The organism is uncultured Roseobacter sp. (genome assembly GCF_947499265.1).
Lineage (GTDB): Bacteria > Pseudomonadota > Alphaproteobacteria > Rhodobacterales > Rhodobacteraceae > Roseobacter.
On the sequence record NZ_CANMNK010000005.1, the window covers coordinates 324573 to 346744 of the forward strand.

Genomic DNA, 22172 nt, shown 5'->3' on the forward strand with positions numbered 1-22172 from the left:
CATCTAAGTTATATTGCTCCAACTTTATTCATCCAGAAAGACGAATTGGTCGCGATCAACTAAACGAAATTTGGTCCTTTGGGAGAGGACGTTTTGAATGAAACGCATTTTTCTGAGTTACGGACACGATCACACGGCGCTTTTCGCCGCAAAGATAAAATCTGACCTTGAAAACGCCGGGTACGAGACCTGGTTTGACGCGGAACGGCTTTGCCCGGGCGGCGATTGGGAGCGCTACATCGAGGAAGGTCTCGAGTGGGTCTCTGAACGCCCGGAGATGGGCTATTTCATCCTCCTGATGACCCCGCATTCCGTCAGGCGACCTGATGGCTATTGCCTGAACGAACTGGCGCGGGCGATGGCCCGACAGCTCAAAATCATTCCGGTTCTGGTAGAAACAGTTGAGCCGCCGCTTTCGATCGCCCGCATTCAATGGCTTGATATGCGCGATGCGCGGCACGTCGATGAAGACGTATATCAGGTGAAATTTCAACGGCTCCTGCACGCGATCAAAACCGGCGATCTGGACTTTGCCGGCACAACACAACGTCTGATCCAACGGCTGGATCCGCTGTCTTTCCAAACCGACATTGCACGCCATCTTGATGGGTTTACGGGCCGTACCTGGATCCTGGACGAAATCAAGGCCTGGCTGCAAGGAGACGAGCGCGCATTTTGGCTCACAGGAGGACCCGGTACGGGGAAAACTGCGCTGTCTGCCTGGCTCACGGCGCAATTACCCGAGCTTGCAGCCGTCCATTTTTGTCAGCATGGCCATGCCCGCAAGAGTGACGCGCACCGGGCCGTGACGTCTTTGGCCTATCAACTCAGCATGCGCCTGCCGGACTATCAGGCGCGGTTGAACGCTTTGCCGCTTGAAGAGATTCTGTCCGAACAAGGCGCTGAAACCCTGTTTGAAGAGTTATTCATTCAACCCTTGGCGGGGATCGCCTTGCCAGATGGCGAAAATCTTTTGATCTTGATCGATGCACTCGATGAGGCGTCTCACAACGGTGCAAACCCACTGGTCAACATTGTCGGAAGCGGCATCGAAAGAACGCCTGACTGGCTCCGGTTTCTGGTCACCAGCCGCCCGAATGAACCCGAGGTTTCATTGCCGCTTCAACACTTGTCCCCTTTTCGCCTTGAGGCGCAAAAGCCAAACGGAACGGACCTGGCGGCCTTTCTGCGGAGCAGCCTGGAGCGCATATTGGCCACGCCGCCCGCCCCGGCAACCATAGATAAAATCGAAAGCCGCTGTGAAGGGTCGTTCCTCTATGCTCTTTGGGTTTGTCGCGAAATTGCGACCAAACGCCTTGACCTTGAGGCGACAGATGCCTTGCCTTCCGGCTTTGCAGCCATGCTTTTGCAAACGTTCAAACGCCAGTTTCCAGACATAGGGCTCTACAAATCAGCGCAACGCCCGCTCTTTGAGGTTTTGACCACGGCCCGCGAACCCATGGCCCAGTTGGAATTGGCACGGATCCTGAACTGGACCGATTACGACGGGGATGAGATCATCGAAAGCTGCGGATCAATTCTCTTTACCGAGGGCGACAGGCTGGCGGTGTTCCACCTATCCGTTCTGGAGTGGTTGTTGGATCGAAAGAAATCCGGCCCCTATGCGGTCGCGGAAACCGCAGGGCATCGCAGGCTCGCAGACTATGGCTGTGGGCTGTTTCAACGTGATCCGGCCACGATGACATCCTATGCCATGACGGCAACCACCCATCATCTGATGCAGGTAAACCGCATTGAAGAGGCCTGCGCGCTGTTGTTTGATTTCAGCCTGATGCAAAGGCGCGTTGCAGCGGATTTCTTAGGCTTCATCGAAGATTTGCGCATGATGCAAGGGCAGAACGACCTCACAGCCGATGATGCGAAGGCAACCGAAGATATCATAAGCATCTTTGACATGGCCTATGGTCTGCTTTTGGCGGAACCGGATCACCTGGCCTCTCAACTGCAGGCAAGGCTGGTCAATCATGTCAGCCCAAGGCTGACGCAACTGGTCGCGCAAGCCTCGACCAGCGCCAAATCATCGATCTTGCGCGCTCTGACCCCGGCATTGCGACAAGCTGGCGATCCCCTGCGACGGGTGCTGCCCGGCACCGCCGAAAGCCTCGATAGTGATGAGGTCTTTGCCATGTCTGCGGTCGCAATGGATGAGGCACGTGGCTTGGCAATGGCAGGCGGAGAGATGGGTGTGCTGCATGTTTGGCAGACCTCTACCGGCACCCCCCAATACAAAGAGGCGCTTGAGGACGCGTCACTTTCCTGCTCGGCCTACTGCCAGCAAAGTGGGCGATGGTTTCTGGGGGATTGGGAGGGCCGCATCACCGTCTTTGATGTCGACGCAATGACGCTGCGCACCGTCCGGGATGCATCGGGCAAGCAGGTGGTCAATATGGCGGTCTCGCGGTGCGGAACAAAGCTTGCCGCGATCATAGAAGCGAAAACGGGAGAGACCAGCGCGCTCCAAATATGGAACATTTCGGAAAAAGACCCCAAAACCATTTCTCTCACCCAAAATGCCGGGTCGCAAGCGATCAGCTTTCTGCCTGACCAACCAAAGCTCGCACTTGCCAACGACAAGACGGTCGAAATCATCGACCCCGATACGGGAGAGACGGAACCCACCGGCATCACGATCACGCAGCCCGTCGGGGAAATTTGTTTTTCGGCAGATGGCAACACGCTGGCTTTGGGCATCAATACGATGCAAATACAGTTGATATCCTGGCCAGAAGGCAGGCTGATCGGATTGCTGAACGGCGGGCCTGACGGGAAAGAGGGTTCTCATCTCTCAGGTCTCGTTTTTACAAACGCAGATGCGAACCTGCTTTCCTCAGGGTGGGATGGCGCCTTGCGGTTATGGGACACGCAGAGCTTTCGCGAAATCGGCTCATGCCCAAACCCGTCGCAGGTCTACGGCCTGCACCTCGACCAACAGACAAACCGCGCAATCACCGGTCATAAAATCGATGGCGCGCGCATCTGGGACATCAAAAAACTGGTCGGTACCGATGCTGTCGAGCGACATGCCAACGGCGCGCAATTTGTCGTACCTCTCACGGCACATGGGTTGGTGGCGACAGGTGGCGCCCGCACCCCCGGTGATGCCATTCGCATCTGGAACCTGGCCGATGGGCGTTGTCTCAAAACAATCGAGATTTCGGGAGAAGTTTCAGGGCTCAGTGCCACATCCGACGGGAACGCACTCGTGGTTCTGGAAGGCGACAACATAAGGTATTTAAGGGTAGATTTTGAAGCACCTGATGGTGTTGTCAGCGTCCATGGCCACGCTCCAGAAAGTGCCGTTGGCGATTGCCCTTCACGGCTTGATGTCATCAGACTGGCAGAAACTAAACTGGTCAGCCTGCGGAGTGGGTGGCCAGCGACAAAGCTCGTGACCTGGCAAGCGCCCAAGTGGCAGGCCGAAACCATCGCGGAATTCAAAACCGCCTATGATCCGTGCCTCGCGCTGACGACCGACGGGCAAAAATGTGCACTGGTTCTGGATGATGTGCCGGCCTTGATCCTTTATGATCTAGGTTCAGGTGACCAACGTTCGGACGTACCGTTTCCTTGGGCGACTGATGTCACGGCCTCGGCTGTCGCGATGTCCGCTGCGGGGGGCCAGATTGCGGTTGGCACCCAAAAAGGTCACGTGCACATCATCGACAGCAACACGCGCCAAACGACAGAACTGCGCCCCGCCGACAACGACTACATCAGCGCCCTTTGTTTTACCGAAGATGAGACACAGTTGATTGTCGGAACTTACGGTGGCCGGGTGGAAGTCTGGGACGTACCATCCTCAAAACGGCTGAGCGCCTTCTGCAATAACGACGGATGGCTGGCGGTCTGGGCGTCCAGCAAACAGCGCCGCATTGTGGCCTGCGACCTTGTCGGGGCGGTGCATTTTCTCGAAATTCCAGCTTTTGCGTGAGGCTTCGGTCGCCTTGACGATTTACCGCCCCGAATAGCAGAGCGTTGAAAGATCCAAGACAGCGCGCGGGTGCTCTGTGTAACCGAGTGGCCACGTTCTCTCACAAAGCTTTCAGAGTTTTCTCAGAACTTCATCAGGATTGACGAGGACCGCTTCGATAATCCGTCAGCGCCGGACGCAGGTAAATCGCCGCATCCGGCCCAGGAAATATCAAAGGAAAGTAAAATGCCCCTCGCCATAAACAGTATCGCACCAGATTTCAGCGCGCAAAGCACGCAAGGCCCCATCGATTTCTACGATTGGGTCGGAGACAGCTGGTGCATGTTCTTTTCGCATCCAAAGGATTTCACGCCCGTTTGCACCACTGAAATGGGTGCTGTTGCCCAGATGAAGCCGGATTTTGACCGCCGCGATGTGAAACTGCTCGCCTTGTCGATTGATACCGTTGAAGACCACACCCGCTGGTCGGATGACATCGAAACCGCCTGTGACATCGCTCCGAACTATCCGATGATCGCGGATACCCATCTGGAGATTGCAAAACTCTACGACATGCTGCCAGCGAAGGCCGGTGACACATCGGAGGGCAGGACCGCCGCCGATAATGCAACCGCGCGCACCGTCTTCGTGATCGGACCGGACAAAAAGATCAAGATGACGATCTCTTACCCGATGACCACGGGGCGCGATTTCACCGAAGTGCTCCGCGCCATCGACAGCCTGCAATTGATGGCCCGCCATCAATTGGCGACACCGGCCAACTGGAAACACGGCGAGGATCTGGTGATCGCCCCCTCAGTTTCCAATGAGGAAGCGCAGGCGCGTTTTCCGAACGGATGGAAAACCCCTTTGCCATATTTGCGGCTCGTACGCGCGCTGCAGACCTGATTTATTTTGAAAGGAAATTTCGTGAAACAGGAACTTACACGCCGAAGTTTTGCAATCTTGTCATTCGCCGCAGCCACCGTGCTGCCCCATCTGCCCGCAGCGGACACCGTTACCGAAGGCTACGTAAATCCTCATTTGCTTGTCGAGCCCAATGAATTGATCGGTGCCGTTTCCGCGATGACCCCATCGCAGGCTGAGGGCACGGCAACAGCAATCGTTGTGATCGACGTGCGCAAAAAAGACGCCTACGATGCAGGGCACATCCCCGGCGCGCGGCATCTTGATCCCAACGCCGTTGTTGCAGCGAACAGTCCTATCAGCGGGTCGCTCAAGACAATCCCCGAGCTTGAACGATTGCTGAGCAGGCTGGGCATTTCAGCGGACCACCGGGTTGTCCTCTATGATAATCGCGGTGGGTTTCATGCAGCACGGATGTTCTGGCTGCTGGAATACCTTGGTCACCAGAACGTCGCGCTCCTGAACGGAGGATATGATGCATGGCGCGTGATCGACGGCCCCACAACCAAAATCCGGTTTCATCACGCTCGGGCACGGTTTCAGGCCGCGCCGAGCCCCCGGCGGTTTGCCAGTGCGGATTACGTGTTGAGACATCGCTCCGAACCCAGCGAAAAGCTGATCGATGTGCGCCCGACCAAAATGTATGCCGATGGGCATATTCCCTGGGCCATCAACATCCCTTGGGCGCAAAACCTTGGTGAGGGCAATCGTTTTCTGTCGGCAGAAAAGCTGCGCAAAAACTTCGAAGCGCAGGGGATCACGACGGACGATAGTGTGACACTACACTGCCAGGTTGGTCTGGCCTCTGCACATAGCTATGTGGCGCTGCGCCTGCTCGGCTACCCCCGGGTGCGGGTCTATCATCGGTCCTGGGCGGAATGGGGGAGCGACCCATCCTTGCCAAAAGTCTCATCGTAACCAAAGGGCGCCGCAACCCCATAGAAAAGCGCGGCGCCCCTTCGCCTTGCGGCGGAAATGCGCGTTTTCTGGACCCAGTGAGCGCCACTCACATGTCCGGAAATCGCATCAAACCCAGGTTGAGACAGAGACGTCTCACCAACATGACCACTGGTCATCGCCAGCTTTTTCGCGTCACGTGAAAGCCGTTCTCTATCCCTTTACACAGAATGTCGCGGTGTCACCTTCAGGCGTTGAAGACCCCCGGATCGACGCCTCTCAGCAAAATGTGAACACGTAACGGATTCCCAAATGGACATTAATCAACTAAAACAACCGAATTATTTTTATGATTTCAGCCGGTCAAGAATGGACTGGTATTTTAGAAGGGTCACTTTTCCATGGCCGGGGTTTTGCCAGAAACGGCATTCGATGCGAATGCGCGCACCATTTCACTAAACGGTGTCGAGACGAGACTAACACCCAAATCCGCCACCGTGCTATCGATCCTTCTCGCCGCAAATGGGCGTGTTGTCAGCCGTCAGGAACTGCTGGATCGGGTGTGGCCCGACGTTGCCGTTGTAGATGAAGTCCTGACGCAGGCCATTGCCGAGCTGAGACGCGCGTTGGGCGACAACGCCCGCCAACCGCAGTATATCGAGACGGTTGCAAAATCCGGGTACCGCCTTTTGGGACAGCTGCAAAGCACGGCGCCCGCGCAAAAAACCGACCCAGACGCGCCTGAACTTGAATGCTCATTTCAGCACCCCTCGCTGGTTGTCGTGCCCTTTGAGGCAATCTCAACCGACACGTCGACCACCCTCTTGAGCAAAGGGCTCACGCGGGATCTTGCGGCCAGTCTTGCCAAATCCAGGTGGCTCTTTGTGTCCGCCTTTGCCAGTGCCACAGCGTCCGAAGTCGCCCATGTCGAACCTCTCAAGGTGGCAGAGGCGCTGCATGTGCGTTACGCGCTTTGGGGATCGGTGATCATCTCCGGAAATCGCATGCGCGTCATGGCGCGGCTATGTGACCGCAAAACAGCAAGCCTGCTTTGGGCGGAGCATTTTGAGCGCCCCATATCGGATCTGTTCGATGTTTTGGACGAGATCGGTCAGGAGATTGCCAAATGCGTGGAAGCGGTCATCGAAGCACAATTGCGCCGCATCGCGCGCCTGACGCCGATCAAGGATCTGGATGCCTGGGGTCTTTACCACCGCGCGTCGGGCCACAGGTTTGCCGCCGCGCGGGAAACGATCACGGAGCTGTCCGAATTGTTGGCCATGGCGCGCGCGCTTGAGCCTTCGTCGGCGCGCATTGCCGCGGCTCAGGCGACGCTGCAGTTCCGCAAAGAAATGCTGCTGACTCGGCCAACCGAACCACCGCGGTTGGTTTTGGCCCCGGATATGGCCCGCGCGGCCATTGAGTTGGACGAATTTGACCCCGATGCGATGACCGCGCTCGGATCTACGCTGATCGTGTCGGGCTGCCGCGACGAGGGGATGTTCTGGATGAGCCAGGCCTGCCGTCATAACCCCAATTCGGTAAACGCCCGCAACCTGCTGGCCTGGACCTGCCTGATCGCGGGCCACAAAGAAGAGGCGATGACACATGCAGCCTATGCAAACCGGATCAGCCCCCTTGATCCGGTGGGCTACAGTTTTCATTGCGTCATGGCCCAATCTCTCGCGTTAAGCGGAAATGTGAAGGCCGCGATGGTGCACAGCGAACGGGCGGCATCGCACCGAAACGCCAATGTTCAGGTCTACGCTGTCGCAGCGCTTTGCGCCCTTCTTGCGGATCGCGGGGATATTGCAGTGCAACATCTGGCGCGGGTGCGGGATGTCACCCCAGACTTTTCAGCGGAGACGTTTTTGAAGTGGTTTCCGTTTTCAGGATCGGAAAGCGGCCTGATCCGGGAGACGCTTGCGGCCTAGACGCCGTGACGCCGCCAACACCTATCGCGTCATGGGGTCAGCCCTGCCCTTCGGTTTCGCCGCGTACTGATCGTTCCATCTCTTCAAAGGTTTCTCTGGCCAGCCTCAAGGCATGATTGGCGCGCGGCACACCGGCATAGATTGCGACATGCTGGAAGGCTTCCAACACATCCGTCTTGCTGGCACCGGTACGGGCGGTGGCGCGGATATGCATCGGGATTTCGTCAAAGTTGCCCAGCGCCGCCAAGAGGGCCAGCGTCAGCATCGACCGTTCGCGCGGCGTGATGGCATCGCTGGCCCAGACATTGCCCCATGCGCTTTCGGTGATAAGATCCTGGAATGGCGCGTCGAACGGCGTCTTGCCCGCTTCGGCGCGGTCGACATGGGCGTCTCCCAGTACCTTGCGCCGCACGGCATCACCCGCTTTCAATCGATCAGACATCCTGTGTCCTCCTGGCCAGTATAACGGTGTCGTGGCGCGCGCCGAGGACCGCCGACAAATGTCGCTTTGATGCGCTGCCCTGCATCAATAGGGCAATCCCACGTAATTCTGCGCCAAGACGCTCTGCGCTTCTCTATTGGACCGCAGAAATTCGATCTCGGCCTGCTGCATCTTCAGATCAAAGGGGGTCTGATCCGGAAACCGGTGCAAAAGGCTGGTCATCCACCAACTGAACCGTTCCGCTTTCCAGACCCGCGCGAGCGCTTTTTCCGAATACCCTGCAAGGCCCGTTTCATCGCCCGACCGGTAGTACGCCGTCAGCGCCCGATGCAGGTAATGCACATCAGACGCCGCGGTATTCAGGCCCTTGGCACCCGTTGGCGGAACGATATGAGCCGCATCACCACATAAGAACAGCCGCCCCCATTGCATCGGCTCACAGACGAATGACCTGAGCGGCGCGATGGATTTTTCAATTGATGGTCCGGTTAAGAGCCTGTCGGCGGCTTCCCTGGGGATCCGGCGTTTGAGCTCCGACCAGAATGCGTCATCCGACCAGTTCTCGACCTGATCGTCGAGATCGCACTGAATGTAATATCGGCTCAGGTGCGCATTGCGCATGGAACAGAGTGCAAAACCACGCGAGGAGCATGCATAGATCAACTCGTCGGACACCGGCGGGGTCTCCGACAGGATCCCAAGCCAGCCAAAGGGATAAATTTTCTCGTATTCCCGCCGAACATCCTCCGGTATCGACGTCCGGCTGACGCCATGAAACCCGTCACACCCGGCAATGAAATCACAATCGATCCGGCGGTCTTCGCCATCCACCGTATAGGTCACATAGGGCGCGTCAGACCGGGCGTCGTGGAGGGTGACGTTTTCGGTGGTGAATTCGATTTTACCGCCCGCCGCCGCGCGTGCGGCGTAAAGATCGCGGGTAACTTCGGTCTGCCCATATACGGTTACGGGCGTATCAGTGTGCTCCTTGAAACTGATGCCGAACTGCATGTCCTCGAAAGAGAGGATCGTGCCTTCATGCAAAAACGCCTCACGGTCCAGCCGGTCGGCGACGCCCGCTTCGCGCAGCAGATTGACCAGGCCAACCTCCAGAATGCCCGCCCGAATACGGCCCAGCACATGGGCTTTGGTTCTGCGCTCAAGCACGATGCTGTCGATGCCATTTTTGTCGAGCAGTTGGCTCAACAGCAGACCCGACGGACCGCCCCCGATGATTACAACCTGCGTCTTCACGTCGAACCCCTCCCGGGCCAAATTACTCGTTTGGTTTTAGCAATAAAAATGAGTATTCAGATATTTAACTTACCGGTTTTGGAAACTATTATGGATCGGCGCATCAAGTATCGCCATATAGAGGCCTTTGTCGAAATCGCGCGCGAGGGCAGCCTGAAACACGCCGCGCGGAAATTATTTCTGACCCAGCCCGCAATCTCCAAAACGCTCAAAGAGCTGGAAGGTATCCTGGGCACCACGCTGATGCGCCGCAACCGGGGTGGTGTGACATTGACCAGACAGGGTGCGGTCTTTCTGCATTTTGCACAAATGTCATTGGCCAGTCTGCAGCAGGGCCTCAACGGGTTGGAAACCGCGGATCATGCGCTCAAGGAACGGCTGAATGTCGGTGCATTGCCTAGCGTCGCGGCCACGCTGATGCCGGAGGTTGTGACCGAGTTTTCCCATCTCGCGCCGAACGGGATGCTGCGCGTTCTGGATGGCCCGCATGACTATCTTGTCGACCGATTGCGCTTGGGTGCGCTTGATCTGGTCATCGGCCGTCTGGGCGATCCCGACACGATGCAGGGCCTGACCTTCACACAGCTTTATACCGAACAGGTTGTCTTTGTCGTCCGCGCGGGCCACCCGCTGTTGGCAAGCCCGGACGTCCAGCGCATTATCGACTATCCGGTGATCTCCCCGCCACCAGCTGCGGCCATTGCCCCAACCGTCGAGCGCTTTTTGATCGCACATGGCATCGGGGAGTTTCCGAACAAGATTGAAACAGTCTCCGGCGCATTGGGCCGTGCGTATACGCGACATTCGGATGCGGTCTGGATTATTTCCGGTGGCGTTGTGGCGAATGAACTGGCGGATGGTCTGCTGGTGCAATTGCCGTTTGATACTGCCATGACGCGTGGCCCTGTCGGGCTGACGTCCCGTGCAGACGGGCCTGACATGCGGGTCCAGCACGTGTTCCGTCTCGCCGTGCAGACCGTTTTGGACCGAAACGATCTGGCAATACGTGCCGAGGGGAATTGACGGCGTTTTCGCTCCACGCATCCTGCAACTCTTCGTAAACCGAATAATGCCTATGCGTTGAAGATCATATTTGCACGGATTTTGAGCAGCTTACGCCGCGCAGGGGGCAATCCGCTTCTGATCCCTGTCACAGGCAACCATGGATGCTACGCAACCACATGCGCGAAGACCTCAGCATCCTTGTGGTGGAAGATAACCCCGAAAAAGCATCCCAGATCACCCAGGCCCTGAATGCGGCAGGGTGGTCGGACGTGCATGCTTTGGGGCAAACCGCCCGGCTGGATCAGGCGATCAAATCACGTCAACCTGATATCGTTTTGATCGATCTGGCCAACCCGGACCGGGACACGCTGGAACACCTCAGCCAGGTCTCCGACACCAAAGCCCGCGCCGTTGCCATGTTTGTCGATCACACCGACCCCGACCTGACGCAAGCGGCCCTCACCGCGGGCGTCAGCGCCTATGTCGTCGACGGGCTGCAAATGAACCGGATCAGGCCGGTGATCGAAACCGCCATCGCACGGTTTCAGATCATGAAACAGATGCAATCCGAACTCGACGCCGCAAAACGTGCGCTGGAGGATCGCAAGACCATTGACCGGGCCAAGGGCATTGTGATGCGCCGCCGCGGCCTGTCGGAGGATGAAGCCTATAAGCTGATGCGCAAGACGGCGATGGATCAGGGGCGTAAGGTGATTGATGTGGCCCAGGCGCTGGTCACCGCGGCGGACCTGCTGTCATGATGAAAACAGTGCTGAATTGCGGCTATGTCCCCTTGGTGGACTGCGCCCCGCTGATCATCGCGCAGGAGCTTGGGTTTGCGGCAGAGGAAGGCATCGACCTCAATCTCGTGCAACAACCCTCATGGTCGGCACTGCGCGATATGCTGGCATTGGGCCATCTGGACGCAGCACAAATGCTGTCGCCGATGCCCGTTGCGATGTCGCTCGGTCTGGGCGGGCTGAGCGCGGAAATCGATGCGCTGATGGTGCTCTCGGTCAACGGAACGGTCTTTGGCCTCTCCACCCCCCTCGCGCAGAAACTGCGTGCGGCGGATCATGCGCCAGCCTTCGGACAAGCGGCCCAACTGCACAAAAGCCTCAACGCGGCAGGAATAAATCACCTGCGCATTGGCGTGCCCTTTCATTTTTCGATGCACCGGCTGTTGCTGGAATACTGGCTGGCGGAAAGCGGACCGCCGGATTTATCGGTAGACATTGTCGCCGTCCCCCCGCCGCGCATGTCCGATGCGATCAGCCGTAACGAAATCGATGCATTCTGGGTGGGCGAACCCTGGGGCAGCGTTGCAGTGTCGCGCGAGGTGGCTGAGCTGGTGCTTCCGGGCAGCGCGATCTGGGCTTTCGCACCGGAAAAAGTGCTGGCCGCGCGACATCAGTGGATCGAGGATCACCCGACCCGGGTGCGGGGCCTGATGCGCGCCGTTCATCAGGCGGCGCGCTGGCTTGATACATCGACAAACAAATCACTGGCGGTTGAGATACTGGCGCGCAGCGAACACCTGAACCTTGCGCCGGATCTCATTGACCCTGCGATCTCCGGCCAGCTGTCCCCCAAGGCAGAGGACCTGCCCACGCAAATTGACCGATTTCTGGTGTTCAACAAACATGCCGCCAACTTTCCCTGGCGCAGTCAGGCCGCGTGGATTGCCGAGCGTATTGGCGCGGCGGCGGATGATATCGCCAAGGCCAAGGCCTGCTTCAGAACAGACCTCTACCGGAACAATCTCGGGCCTGTCGGTGTCGATCTGCCGGGTGCCTCGGAAAAAATCGAAGGCGCGATGCGCCATTCAACCGCCGTTTCTTCAACCCGGGGCCATATGATTCTTGCACCTGATGCCTTTTTTGACGGCAAAACCTACGAAAACGGCACCGAGAAATGATCAATTATTGAGCGCTAGCTGCATTGCAGCATTTTTTTGCACCGCAGCACGTCAATTTATTTGATCGCATCCCGGACTAACCGCACAGTCGGAGCAGGGCAAAGATGCCCAAAGTTTTGTGTTGGGTGCCGCTGTAGGCACACATGTTTAACTGAGCAAAGCCGCTCGTACGTTTCACGGTCCTCCCCCGTGATACCTACGTGCGGCTTTTTCTTTTGCGGCCTCTGCGCCTCCGATCTGAAGGGACCAACCTGATGAAGAAAGTTCTCACATTATCCTTTACGGCAAGCCTGCTTGCCACCTCGGCCTTTGCCGAATTGCTCGATCTGGAAAAAGACGAGCTGACGTTCGGGTTTATCAAGCTGACCGATATGGCGCCGCTCGCCGTGGCCTACGAAAATGGCTATTTCGAAGACGAAGGTCTGTTTGTCACGCTGGAGGCGCAGGCCAACTGGAAGGTTCTGCTGGATGGCGTGATCGGCGGGCAACTGGATGGTGCGCATATGCTGGCAGGCCAGCCGCTGGCCGCAACCATCGGCTACGGTACCACGGCGCATATCATCACACCGTTTTCCATGGACCTGAACGGCAACGGCATCACGGTTTCCAATGAAATCTGGGACCAGATGAAGCCGAATATCCCCCTGATGGAGGATGGCCGCCCGCAACACCCGATCAGCGCAAGCGCGCTTGCACCCGTTGTCGAGGACTACAAAGATCAGGGCATCCCCTTCAACATGGGCATGGTCTTCCCCGTCTCCACCCACAATTACGAAATCCGCTACTGGCTGGCCGCGGGGGGTTTGCAACCGGGGTATTATTCACCCGATGACATTTCCGGCCAGATCGGCGCGGATGTATTGCTTTCCGTGACCCCACCGCCGCAGATGCCCGCAACCATGGAAGCTGGTACGATTTATGGCTACAGCGTCGGAGAACCCTGGAACCAGCAGGCAGTGTTCAAAGGGATCGGTGTGCCTGTGATCACCGACTATCAACTGTGGAAAAACAACCCCGAAAAGGTCTTTGGCATCACGGCGGAATTTGCCGAAAGCTATCCCAATACGACGCTGGCGCTGACAAAAGCGCTCATTCGTGCCGCGATCTGGCTGGATGAAAACGACAATGCCAACCGCCCCGAAGCGGTCGAGATCCTGTCGCGGTCGGAATATGTCGGGGCCGATTACGATGTCATCGCGAATTCGATGACGGGTACTTTCGAGTTCGAAAAGGGTGACAAGCGCGAGATCCCGGATTTCAACGTCTTCTTCCGCTACAACGCCACCTATCCCTATTACTCGGACGCGATCTGGTACCTCACACAAATGCGCCGCTGGGGTCAGATCGCTGAGGCCAAATCCGATGAATGGTTCGTCGAGACGGCCAAGGAGGTCTACCGCCCCGACATCTACCTGCAGGCCGCGCGCATGCTGGTGGATGAAGGCATGGCCAAGGAGGCGGATTTCCCCTGGGACAGTGACGGGTTCAAGGCCCCGACCCCCGCCGAGGATATCATTGACGGCATCGCCTACGACGGCCGAACCCCCAACGCCTATCTCGACAGCCTGCCCATCGGCCTCAAGGGCGAGCAGGTGATCGTAGGCAACGAGGTTCAGGGCTGATTTCACCTCTCCCCCGCCCTCACGCAGGGCGGGGCATCCCAGCTGTAATCCCTAGTCACAGGATCGCCAGACATGACCGCCATTGACCCCATTTCCCTTGACAGAGACGCGCGGCGCGCGCGCCTTTTCACCCGGATCAACAAGCTCGACAACTGGTTTCAGGTGCTTGGCCTCAGCTGGATGACACCGGTGCTGAAAGCCGTCGCGGGGGACAATCCAAAAGCACAATTGGGCGAGATCTGGCGACTGTTGGGCGTGCCGCTGCTGGCCATCGCCATCTTTCTTGGGGCCTGGGCAAATCTGGCCCCAAAGGTACAGACGTCACTGGGGGCAGTCCCCGGACCGGCGCAAGTTTGGGAACAGGCGGTCAATCTGAACGAAGACGCCAACCGTGCCCGCGAAAAGGAAGCGGCTTTTTACGAACGTCAGGACACACGTAACGCCAAGCTGATCGCCGACGGCCAAGCGGATAAGGTCAAACATCGCACCTATACCGGCAAACCGACCTATTACCAGCAAATCTGGACATCGATCAAAACGGTTTTCTTCGGCTTTATGATTGCCTCGGTCATCGCCATCCCGCTGGGTATTGCCGCGGGTCTATCGGCCACCGCCAACGCCGCCCTCAACCCGTTGATCCAGATTTTCAAACCCGTCTCCCCGCTCGCCTGGTTGCCGATCGTGACGATGATTGTCTCCGCCGTATACGCCAGCAATGACGGGATGTTTTCCAAATCCTTCCTGATCTCCGCCATTACCGTCACGCTTTGCTCGCTCTGGCCGACGCTGATCAACACCGCCCTTGGGGTCAGCAGCATCGACAAGGACCTCGTCAGCGTCTCCCGCGTGCTGAAAATGAACACCTGGACCAAGATCACCAAGCTTGTGCTGCCCTCGGCGCTGCCGCTGATCTTCACCGGGCTGCGGCTGAGCCTCGGGGTCGGCTGGATGGTCCTGATCGCGGCGGAAATGCTGGCGCAGAACCCGGGCCTGGGCAAATTCGTCTGGGATGAGTTCCAGAATGGCTCCAGCCAGTCGCTGGCCAAGATCATGGTGGCGGTCTTCACCATCGGGATCATCGGCTTCCTCCTGGACCGGGTGATGTATGCCCTGCAGTCCATGTTCACCTTCTCGGCAAACCGGTGAGCGCCATGATCCTGAGCTTTCAGAATGTGAACAAGGGGTTTGGACAGGGCGCTGCCCGGTCCGAGGTCCTGAACAACATCAATCTTGAGGTGCAGGAAGGCGAATTTGTCGCGATCCTCGGTTTCTCCGGCACCGGCAAATCCACCTTGATGAACCTGATCGCCGGGCTGGAAATGCCCGACAGCGGCACCGTGTCCTTCAAGGGCACAGCCATCACCGGCCCCGGCCCGGAACGCGGGCTGATCTTTCAAAGCTATTCGCTGATGCCCTGGCTGACCGTGGGTGGCAATGTCGGGCTGGCGGTGGACGCGGTCTTCCCCAAGCTCTCCAAGGCGGACCGTCAGGCGAAGATCGACCACTATGTCGGCATGGTGGGTCTGCGCCACGCCATCAGCCGCCGCCCGGCGGAACTGTCGGGCGGGATGCGCCAGCGCGTTGCCGTGGCCCGGGCGCTGGCGATGAACCCCGAGATGCTGTTGCTGGACGAACCGCTCTCCGCGCTGGATGCGCTCACACGCGCCAATCTGGCGGATGAAATCCTCGACATCTGGGAGCAGGACAAGAAGACCTGCATCATGATCACCAACGACGTCGACGAAGCCATTCTGTTGGCCGACCGGATCATCCCTCTGAACCCGGACGGCACATTGGGCGACCCGTTCGTGGTCACTCTCCCCCGTCCGCGCGACCGCATGGAGATGAACCATGATGCAACCTTCAAGGCCCTGCGCGCCCGGGTCACCGGCTATCTGATGGATGTCGGCATCGCGGCCAAGGTCGAAGAGACGCGCAGCCTGCCCGACGTTACGCCGATCCATGGCGTGCCGGCTGCCGTGGCCGAGGCACAAAAGGGCATGATCGAAGAGCGCTTTCTGGATTTCTCGCAGCTGCACAAGGTCTATCCGACGCCCAAGGGCCCGCTGACGGTGGTCGAGGATTTCAATCTCAAGATCAACCGCGGTGAATTCATCTCGCTCATTGGTCATTCCGGGTGCGGCAAATCCACGGTGCTGACCATGGCCGCCGGGCTGAACCCGATCTCAAAGGGTGCGATCAAACTGGACGGTCGCCACGTCGAGGGTGCTGATCCCGAACGCGCGGTTGTCTTCCAATCCCCGAACCTCTTCCCCTGGCTGACGGCCAAGGAGAACGTGGCGATCGGGGTGGATAAAGTTTACCCCCGCGCCTCCCAGGCCGAGCGGCAGGATGTGGTGGAATACTACCTCGAACGTGTGGGTCTCGCCGATAGCATGGACAAGGGCGCGGCGAGCCTCTCCAACGGGATGAAGCAGCGCGTCGGGATCGCCCGTGCCTTTGCACTCTCGCCCAAACTGCTGTTGCTGGACGAGCCCTTTGGCATGCTTGACAGCCTCACCCGCTGGGAGTTGCAGGAGGTGCTGATGGAGGTCTGGTCGCGCACCAAGGTCACGGCGATCTGCGTTACCCATGACGTCGATGAGGCGATTCTGCTGGCCGACCGTGTGGTGATGATGACCAACGGGCCGCAGGCGACCATCGGCAAGATCACCGAGGTGGATTTGCCGCGCCCGCGCACCCGCAAGGCGCTGCTGGAGCATCCGGAGTATTACGCCTACCGGCAGGAAGTGCTCGATTTCCTGGAGGAATATGAGCACGGCAACCAGTCCAAAAAGGCGGCTGCTCCAACCCCCACCCCTAAAGCAGTCGCGGCGGAGTAAGACATGACCAAAAAACTGATCATCATTGGGGCGGGCATGGCCTCGGGCCGGGTGCTGGAACATCTGACCGACCAGGCACCGGGTGCCTATGACATCACCCTCTTCAACGCGGAGCCGCGCGGAAACTATAACCGGATCATGCTTAGCCCGGTGCTGTCGGGCGAGAAGACATACGACGAGATCGTGACCCATGACCATGCGTGGTATGCCGATGCGCGCGTCACCTGCCGTTTTGGCGAACGCATCGCGCAGATCGACCGTACAGCCAAAACGGTGACGGCCGAAAACGGTGACGTGCTGGCCTATGACAAGCTGCTCATCGGGACGGGATCCAATCCTTTCATGATCCCCCTGCCCGGGCATGATCTGCAAGGTGTGATCGCCTACCGCGACCTTGAAGACACGCAAGACATGATGGCGATGGGGCCGGACAACAAAGTCGTTGTGATCGGCGGCGGGTTACTGGGCCTCGAAGCGGCGGCAGGCATGGCCGCACGCGGCGCTGACGTCACCGTGGTGCACATCATGGGCCATCTGATGGAACGGCAGTTGGACGAAGCCGCCGCCTACCTGCTGCGCAAGGCGCTGGTGGACAAGGGTATCACGGTACGATGTTCGGCCAATTCCAAGGAAGTCCTCGGGCGGGACGGGCATGTGCGTGCCTTGCTGCTCGACGATGGCACCGAATTGCCCTGTGATCTCTTGGTGATGGCTGTGGGCATTCGGCCCAACACCGCGTTGGCACAGGACGCGGGGCTCGCCGTCGGGCGCGGGATCCATGTGGATGATCAGATGATCACGTCGGACCCTGATGTGCTGGCCGTGGGCGAATGCATTGAACATGACGGGGCGATTTTCGGGCTGGTAGCACCGCTCTACGATCAGGCCAAGGTTGCTGCTCAAACTCTTTTGGGCTCGTCTGGACGGTTCGTGCAAAAGGAACTGTCGACCAAGCTCAAGGTCACCGGGTGCGATCTGTTCAGTGCCGGTGACTTCGCGGATGCCGAAGGGCGCGAGGACATCGTGTTCCGCGATCCTGCCCGCGGCGTCTATCGCCGTCTGGTGATCGAGAATAACACGGTCATTGGCGCGGTGATGTATGGCGACACCGCGGACAGCAATTGGTTCTTTGGCCTCATCCGCGACAAGACCGACATCTCGGAGATGCGCGAGACGCTGATTTTTGGCCCGGCGTTTCAGGGAGGGTCCCCCCAGGACCCGTTGGCAGCCGTTGCAGCCTTACCGCGTGACGCGGAAATCTGCGGTTGCAACGGCATTTGCAAAGGTCAGATCGAGGATGCCATAGCCGCAGGCGCCACGGATCTGGGGGCCGTCCGGGCAACGAGCAAGGCATCGGGGTCCTGTGGTACCTGCACCGGGCTGGTCGAACAGGTCTTGGCCGTCACACTGGGCGATGATTTCGTGATGCCTGCGGCAGCCTCGGTCTGTGGCTGCACCGACATGACCCATGAAGACCTGCGCCGGATGATCAAATCGCAAAGGCTCACCTCGATGCCAGCGGTCTGGCAGGAATGCGGGTGGAAGACATCCTGTGGCTGCCACATCTGCCGCCCGGCGCTGAATTTTTATCTGCTCGCTGACTGGCCGCTTGAGTACCGCGACGACCCGCAAAGCCGGTTCATCAACGAACGCAAACACGCCAACATCCAGAAAGACGGCACTTTCTCTGTGGTTCCGCGCATGTGGGGTGGGATCACCACACCCGATGAGTTGCGTGCGATTGCCGATGCGGCGGACAAATACGCCGTGCCCACCGTCAAGGTGACCGGGGGTCAGCGGATTGATCTGCTGGGGGTACGCGGCGAGGACCTGCCGGATATCTGGGCCGATCTGAACGCGGCGGGCATGGTGTCCGGTCATGCCTATTCCAAAGGGCTGCGCACGGTGAAAACCTGTGTCGGCACCGACCACTGTCGTTTTGGCACCCAGGACAGCACCGGGCTGGGGATCAAGCTGGAAAAAACGCTCTGGGGGTCCTGGACGCCGCATAAGCTGAAGCTTGCGGTGTCGGGATGCCCGCGCAATTGCGCCGAGGCCACCTGCAAGGATATTGGTGTGGTCTGTGTGGACAGCGGCTTTCAGATCAGCATTGGCGGTGCGGCGGGCATGGACGTGCGGGAAACGACCTTGCTGTGCCAGGTGGCAACCGAAGAGGAGACCATCGATGTGGTCAAGGCGGTCACGCAGCTCTACCGCGAAAACGCCAAATATCTCGACCGGATTTACAAGTGGATGAACAAGGTCGGGATCGACTGGATCATCTCACGCGTTGTCGAGGACGCTGCGGAGCGCGCGGCCCTGGTAGAGCGGTTCGAAGTGAGCCAATCGATCTACCGCAAAGATCCCTGGGCCGAGCACGCGACAGAGCGCGCCGAGACCTATCGACCTGTTGCCGATCTTTCACTGGAGGCCGCCGAATGACCCATTGGATCGATATTGCCGCCCTTGATGCCATCCCGCAGCGCGGAGCCCGTGTGATCAAAACCGGGTTGGGATGTGTTGCGGTGTTTCGCACCGGGGCGGACGAGGTTTTTGCGCTGGACAACGCCTGCCCGCATAAAGCCGGACCTCTGGCTGAAGGGATCGTGCATGGCAAGGCCGTTACCTGCCCGCTGCACAACTGGGTGATCTCACTGGAGACCGGTCAGGCGCAGGGCGCCGATGAAGGTCAGGTCGCAACCTATCCCGCGCGGGTGGAGGCGGGGCGTGTTCTGCTGGACGCGACCTTTCTGCGCGCGAGAGCCGTGGCATGAGCTTGACGCGCACCGCCTGCCCCTATTGCGGCGTGGGCTGCGGGGTTCTGGCCGCCGCGGATGGCACCATCAAGGGCGATCCCGATCATCCCGCCAACTTCGGGCGCCTGTGCTCAAAGGGCTCGGCGCTCGGCGAGACCCTGGATCTCCAGGGTCGTCTTCTCGCCCCGCAGATCGGCAGACGTCGCGCAAGTTGGAATGAAGCGCTCGATCTGGTGGCCAACCGGTTTGCGGATGCCATCCGCAATCATGGTCCGGATAGCGTCGCCTTCTATGTTTCCGGTCAATTGCTGACTGAAGATTACTACGTGGCCAACAAGCTGATGAAAGGCTTCATCGGATCCGCCAACATCGACACTAATTCACGTCTGTGCATGGCGTCGTCTGTCGCTGGGCATAAACGCGCCTTTGGCACGGACACGGTGCCTGGCACTTACGAAGATCTGGAAGAGGCCGATCTGATTGTTCTGGTTGGATCCAACCTGGCCTGGTGCCACCCGGTCTTGCATCAGCGCATCGCAGCGGCAAAAGCCAAGCGCCCCGACCTGCGGGTCGTGAATGTCGATCCGCGCCAAACGGCCACGTCTGAACTGGCGGATATGCACCTGCGCGTTGCACCGGACGGGGACATCGCGCTCTTTAACGGGCTGTTGGCACATCTGGTTGATACCGGCGCCACCGATCAACGCTATGTTCAGGATCATGTGAGCGGCGCGCGTGCCGCCGTTGACGCCGCGCGGACGACCAACCCCTTGGACAGCGGCCTGACAAAAGGGGATTTGCAACGGTTTTTTCAGCTATGGGCACAGACAAAAAAGGTCGTCACCGTCTATTCGCAAGGAGTCAATCAATCCGCCTGCGGCACGGATAAGGTCAACGCGATCCTGAACTGTCATCTGGTCACGGGACGTATCGGCAGACCCGGCTGCGGCCCCTTTTCGGTCACAGGGCAACCTAACGCCATGGGCGGACGTGAGGTGGGCGGGTTGGCCAATATGCTCGCCAATCACCTCGACATCGAAAACCCGGACCACCGCGACGCCGTTCAGACCTATTGGCAAAGCCCGACGATCTGCACCGAGCCAGGCCTCAAGGCGATTGATTTATTTCAGGCCTGTGCCAGTGGTCAGATCCAGGCGCTATGGGTGATGTCCACCAATCCCGCGGTATCGATGCCGGATGCCAGCGGCGTGGCGCGCGATATTGCAAACGTCCCCTTTGTGGTCGTGTCCGACATCATGGCGCGCACGGATACCGGTGATCTGGCGGACGTGCGCCTGCCCGCGACCGGTTGGGGAGAGAAAAACGGCAGCGTGACCAATTCGGAACGGCGGATCTCGCGACAGCGGGCATTTCTGCCAGCCCCCGGTGAAGCGCGCCCCGATTGGCAGATCATCTGCGATGTCGCTGCACGGATGGGTTGGGGGGACGCCTTTGCTTATGCGTCACCTGACGCCATTTTTGCAGAATATGTCGGGCTGGCGCGCGCGACACGTCACTTCGGGCGCGACCTGGATCTGAGCGTGTTTGACAACGTCGACTACGAGGCTTTGCGCCCCACGCAATGGCCTGAGAACGGCAAGCGTTTCTTTGCGGACGGCAAGTTCTTTCATCCCGATGGCAAGGCCAGAATGCTCCCAATTGCCGCTCCCCGTCGGATGGCGCAGCGTTTTACGCTGAACACAGGCCGGAACCGCGACCAGTGGCACACGATGACGCGCACCGGGAAATCTGCACGACTGGGGACACATCTGGCTGAGCCTTATGTGGAAATTCATCCGGGCGATGCTGCCAGTCTGGGGATCAAAGCGGCAGATCTCGTTCAACTGGACAGCATATATGGCCGCGTTGTGCTGCGCGCTCTGATCACCGACCGTGTGGCCCCGGCACAGCTCTTTGCCCCGATGCACTGGACAAGACAGCGCGCCACGGCTGGCCTGATCAATAGCGTCATCGCGTCGGATGTCGACCCGATCTCAGGTCAACCAGCGCTGAAATCGAGCCTCGTGACGGCCAAAAAGTTCAATGCCAAATGGTTCGGGTTCGCCGCCAGCGTCAACGAGATGGTCCCGCACGGACCCTATGCCGCGGTCGCCAAAACGCAAAACGGTTGGCAAATGGAATTGGCCGGCACCGACATACCCGCGGACTGGGAAACCCATGCGCGGCAGATCACCGGAATCACCACCGGCGACATCGCGGTGGTGGAAATCCCGATCTCCGGCGTGGTCCGGCTTGCCATTGTCGCGGATGGTCTGCTCAAGGCAGTGTTTTTTGCGGCAACGGAACCCGTCGCCCTGTCCCGTAGCGAAGCGGTCGGGCTGCTGGGGACACCCGTGGATGCGCTCACTGCGCTTGCAGGTCGGCCAACGGCGGGGCGCAGGGATCCGGGGGTGACCGTTTGCGCCTGCTTCAATATTGGCCGCAACACGCTGCTGGAGGCGGCGAATGCGGGTGCCGCGAGTGTTGACGCGTTGGGTGAGACGACCTGTGCGGGCACGAATTGCGGGTCTTGCAAACCGGAGTTGGCGGCCCTTTTGCAACAGATGATCAAACCGATGGCCGCAGAATGACACCCTGACGTCGAAACCCGCCCTCCCGTTGCATGCCCAAAAGGCACTGCTC

General features: G+C 59.0%; 15 protein-coding genes. 13 read left to right on the plus strand and 2 right to left on the minus strand.

Annotated features, from left to right (window positions below):
• The first annotated feature begins 97 nt into the window (after positions 1-97).
• From Q1A63_RS15735 to Q1A63_RS15750, 4 genes are all read left to right on the plus strand, one after another.
• The gene (locus tag Q1A63_RS15735; RefSeq protein WP_299632213.1) at positions 98-3952 is read left to right on the plus strand and encodes a TIR domain-containing protein; all 3855 of its coding nucleotides are present in this window, start codon (positions 98-100) and stop codon (positions 3950-3952) included.
• Positions 3953-4177: 225 nt separating this feature from the next.
• Positions 4178-4840: a peroxiredoxin gene (locus Q1A63_RS15740; protein WP_298974152.1), complete on the plus strand. Its 663-nt coding sequence runs from the start codon at positions 4178-4180 to the stop codon at positions 4838-4840.
• A 57-nt stretch (positions 4841-4897) separates the two neighbouring features.
• A complete protein-coding gene (locus tag Q1A63_RS15745; protein ID WP_299632214.1) occupies positions 4898-5776 on the plus strand; it encodes a sulfurtransferase in 879 nt (292 codons plus the stop codon).
• A 380-nt stretch (positions 5777-6156) separates the two neighbouring features.
• Positions 6157-7689, plus strand: a complete 1533-nt coding sequence (locus Q1A63_RS15750) for a winged helix-turn-helix domain-containing protein (RefSeq protein ID WP_298974155.1) — start codon at positions 6157-6159, stop codon at positions 7687-7689.
• 37 nt (positions 7690-7726) lie between these two features.
• Here Q1A63_RS15750 and pcaC read toward each other — a convergent pair whose 3' ends face one another.
• Complete coding sequence (pcaC, locus tag Q1A63_RS15755; protein ID WP_298974157.1) at positions 7727-8131, minus strand: 4-carboxymuconolactone decarboxylase; 405 nt, start codon at positions 8129-8131, stop codon at positions 7727-7729.
• Positions 8132-8215: 84 nt separating this feature from the next.
• Complete coding sequence (gene pobA / locus Q1A63_RS15760; RefSeq protein WP_298974158.1) at positions 8216-9385, minus strand: 4-hydroxybenzoate 3-monooxygenase; 1170 nt, start codon at positions 9383-9385, stop codon at positions 8216-8218.
• Positions 9386-9475: 90 nt separating this feature from the next.
• On the opposite strand from pobA, the gene pcaQ reads away from it, so the two are divergent.
• From pcaQ to Q1A63_RS15805, 9 genes are all read left to right on the plus strand, one after another.
• Positions 9476-10408 (plus strand): pca operon transcription factor PcaQ, encoded by a 933-nt coding sequence (gene pcaQ, locus Q1A63_RS15765; protein ID WP_299632215.1) that lies wholly within the window; start codon positions 9476-9478, stop codon positions 10406-10408.
• Positions 10409-10566: 158 nt separating this feature from the next.
• The gene (locus Q1A63_RS15770) at positions 10567-11151 is read left to right on the plus strand and encodes an ANTAR domain-containing protein (protein WP_299403227.1); all 585 of its coding nucleotides are present in this window, start codon (positions 10567-10569) and stop codon (positions 11149-11151) included.
• Entirely contained in the window at positions 11148-12308 is a 1161-nt protein-coding gene (locus Q1A63_RS15775; RefSeq protein WP_299632216.1) for a CmpA/NrtA family ABC transporter substrate-binding protein, read from the plus strand. The genes Q1A63_RS15770 and Q1A63_RS15775 overlap by 4 nt, the downstream gene beginning before the upstream one ends.
• 254 nt (positions 12309-12562) lie before the next feature.
• On the plus strand, positions 12563-13930 hold the full coding sequence (locus Q1A63_RS15780; protein WP_299632217.1) for a CmpA/NrtA family ABC transporter substrate-binding protein: 1368 nt from the start codon (positions 12563-12565) through the stop codon (positions 13928-13930).
• 72 nt (positions 13931-14002) lie between these two features.
• Positions 14003-15076, plus strand: coding sequence for an ABC transporter permease (locus Q1A63_RS15785; RefSeq protein WP_299402616.1), 1074 nt, complete (start codon positions 14003-14005; stop codon positions 15074-15076).
• 5 nt (positions 15077-15081) lie between these two features.
• Positions 15082-16773 carry an ABC transporter ATP-binding protein gene (locus tag Q1A63_RS15790; RefSeq protein ID WP_299632218.1) on the plus strand — a complete coding sequence of 564 codons (1692 nt, stop codon included), beginning with the start codon at positions 15082-15084 and terminating at the stop codon, positions 16771-16773.
• 3 nt (positions 16774-16776) lie between these two features.
• Positions 16777-19215 (plus strand): nitrite reductase large subunit NirB, encoded by a 2439-nt coding sequence (nirB, locus tag Q1A63_RS15795; protein ID WP_298974169.1) that lies wholly within the window; start codon positions 16777-16779, stop codon positions 19213-19215.
• Positions 19212-19547 (plus strand): nitrite reductase small subunit NirD, encoded by a 336-nt coding sequence (nirD, locus tag Q1A63_RS15800; protein WP_298974171.1) that lies wholly within the window; start codon positions 19212-19214, stop codon positions 19545-19547. The genes nirB and nirD overlap by 4 nt, the downstream gene beginning before the upstream one ends.
• On the plus strand, positions 19544-22120 hold the full coding sequence (locus Q1A63_RS15805; protein ID WP_298974173.1) for a nitrate reductase: 2577 nt from the start codon (positions 19544-19546) through the stop codon (positions 22118-22120). The genes nirD and Q1A63_RS15805 overlap by 4 nt, the downstream gene beginning before the upstream one ends.
• The last annotated feature ends 52 nt before the right edge of the window (positions 22121-22172 follow it).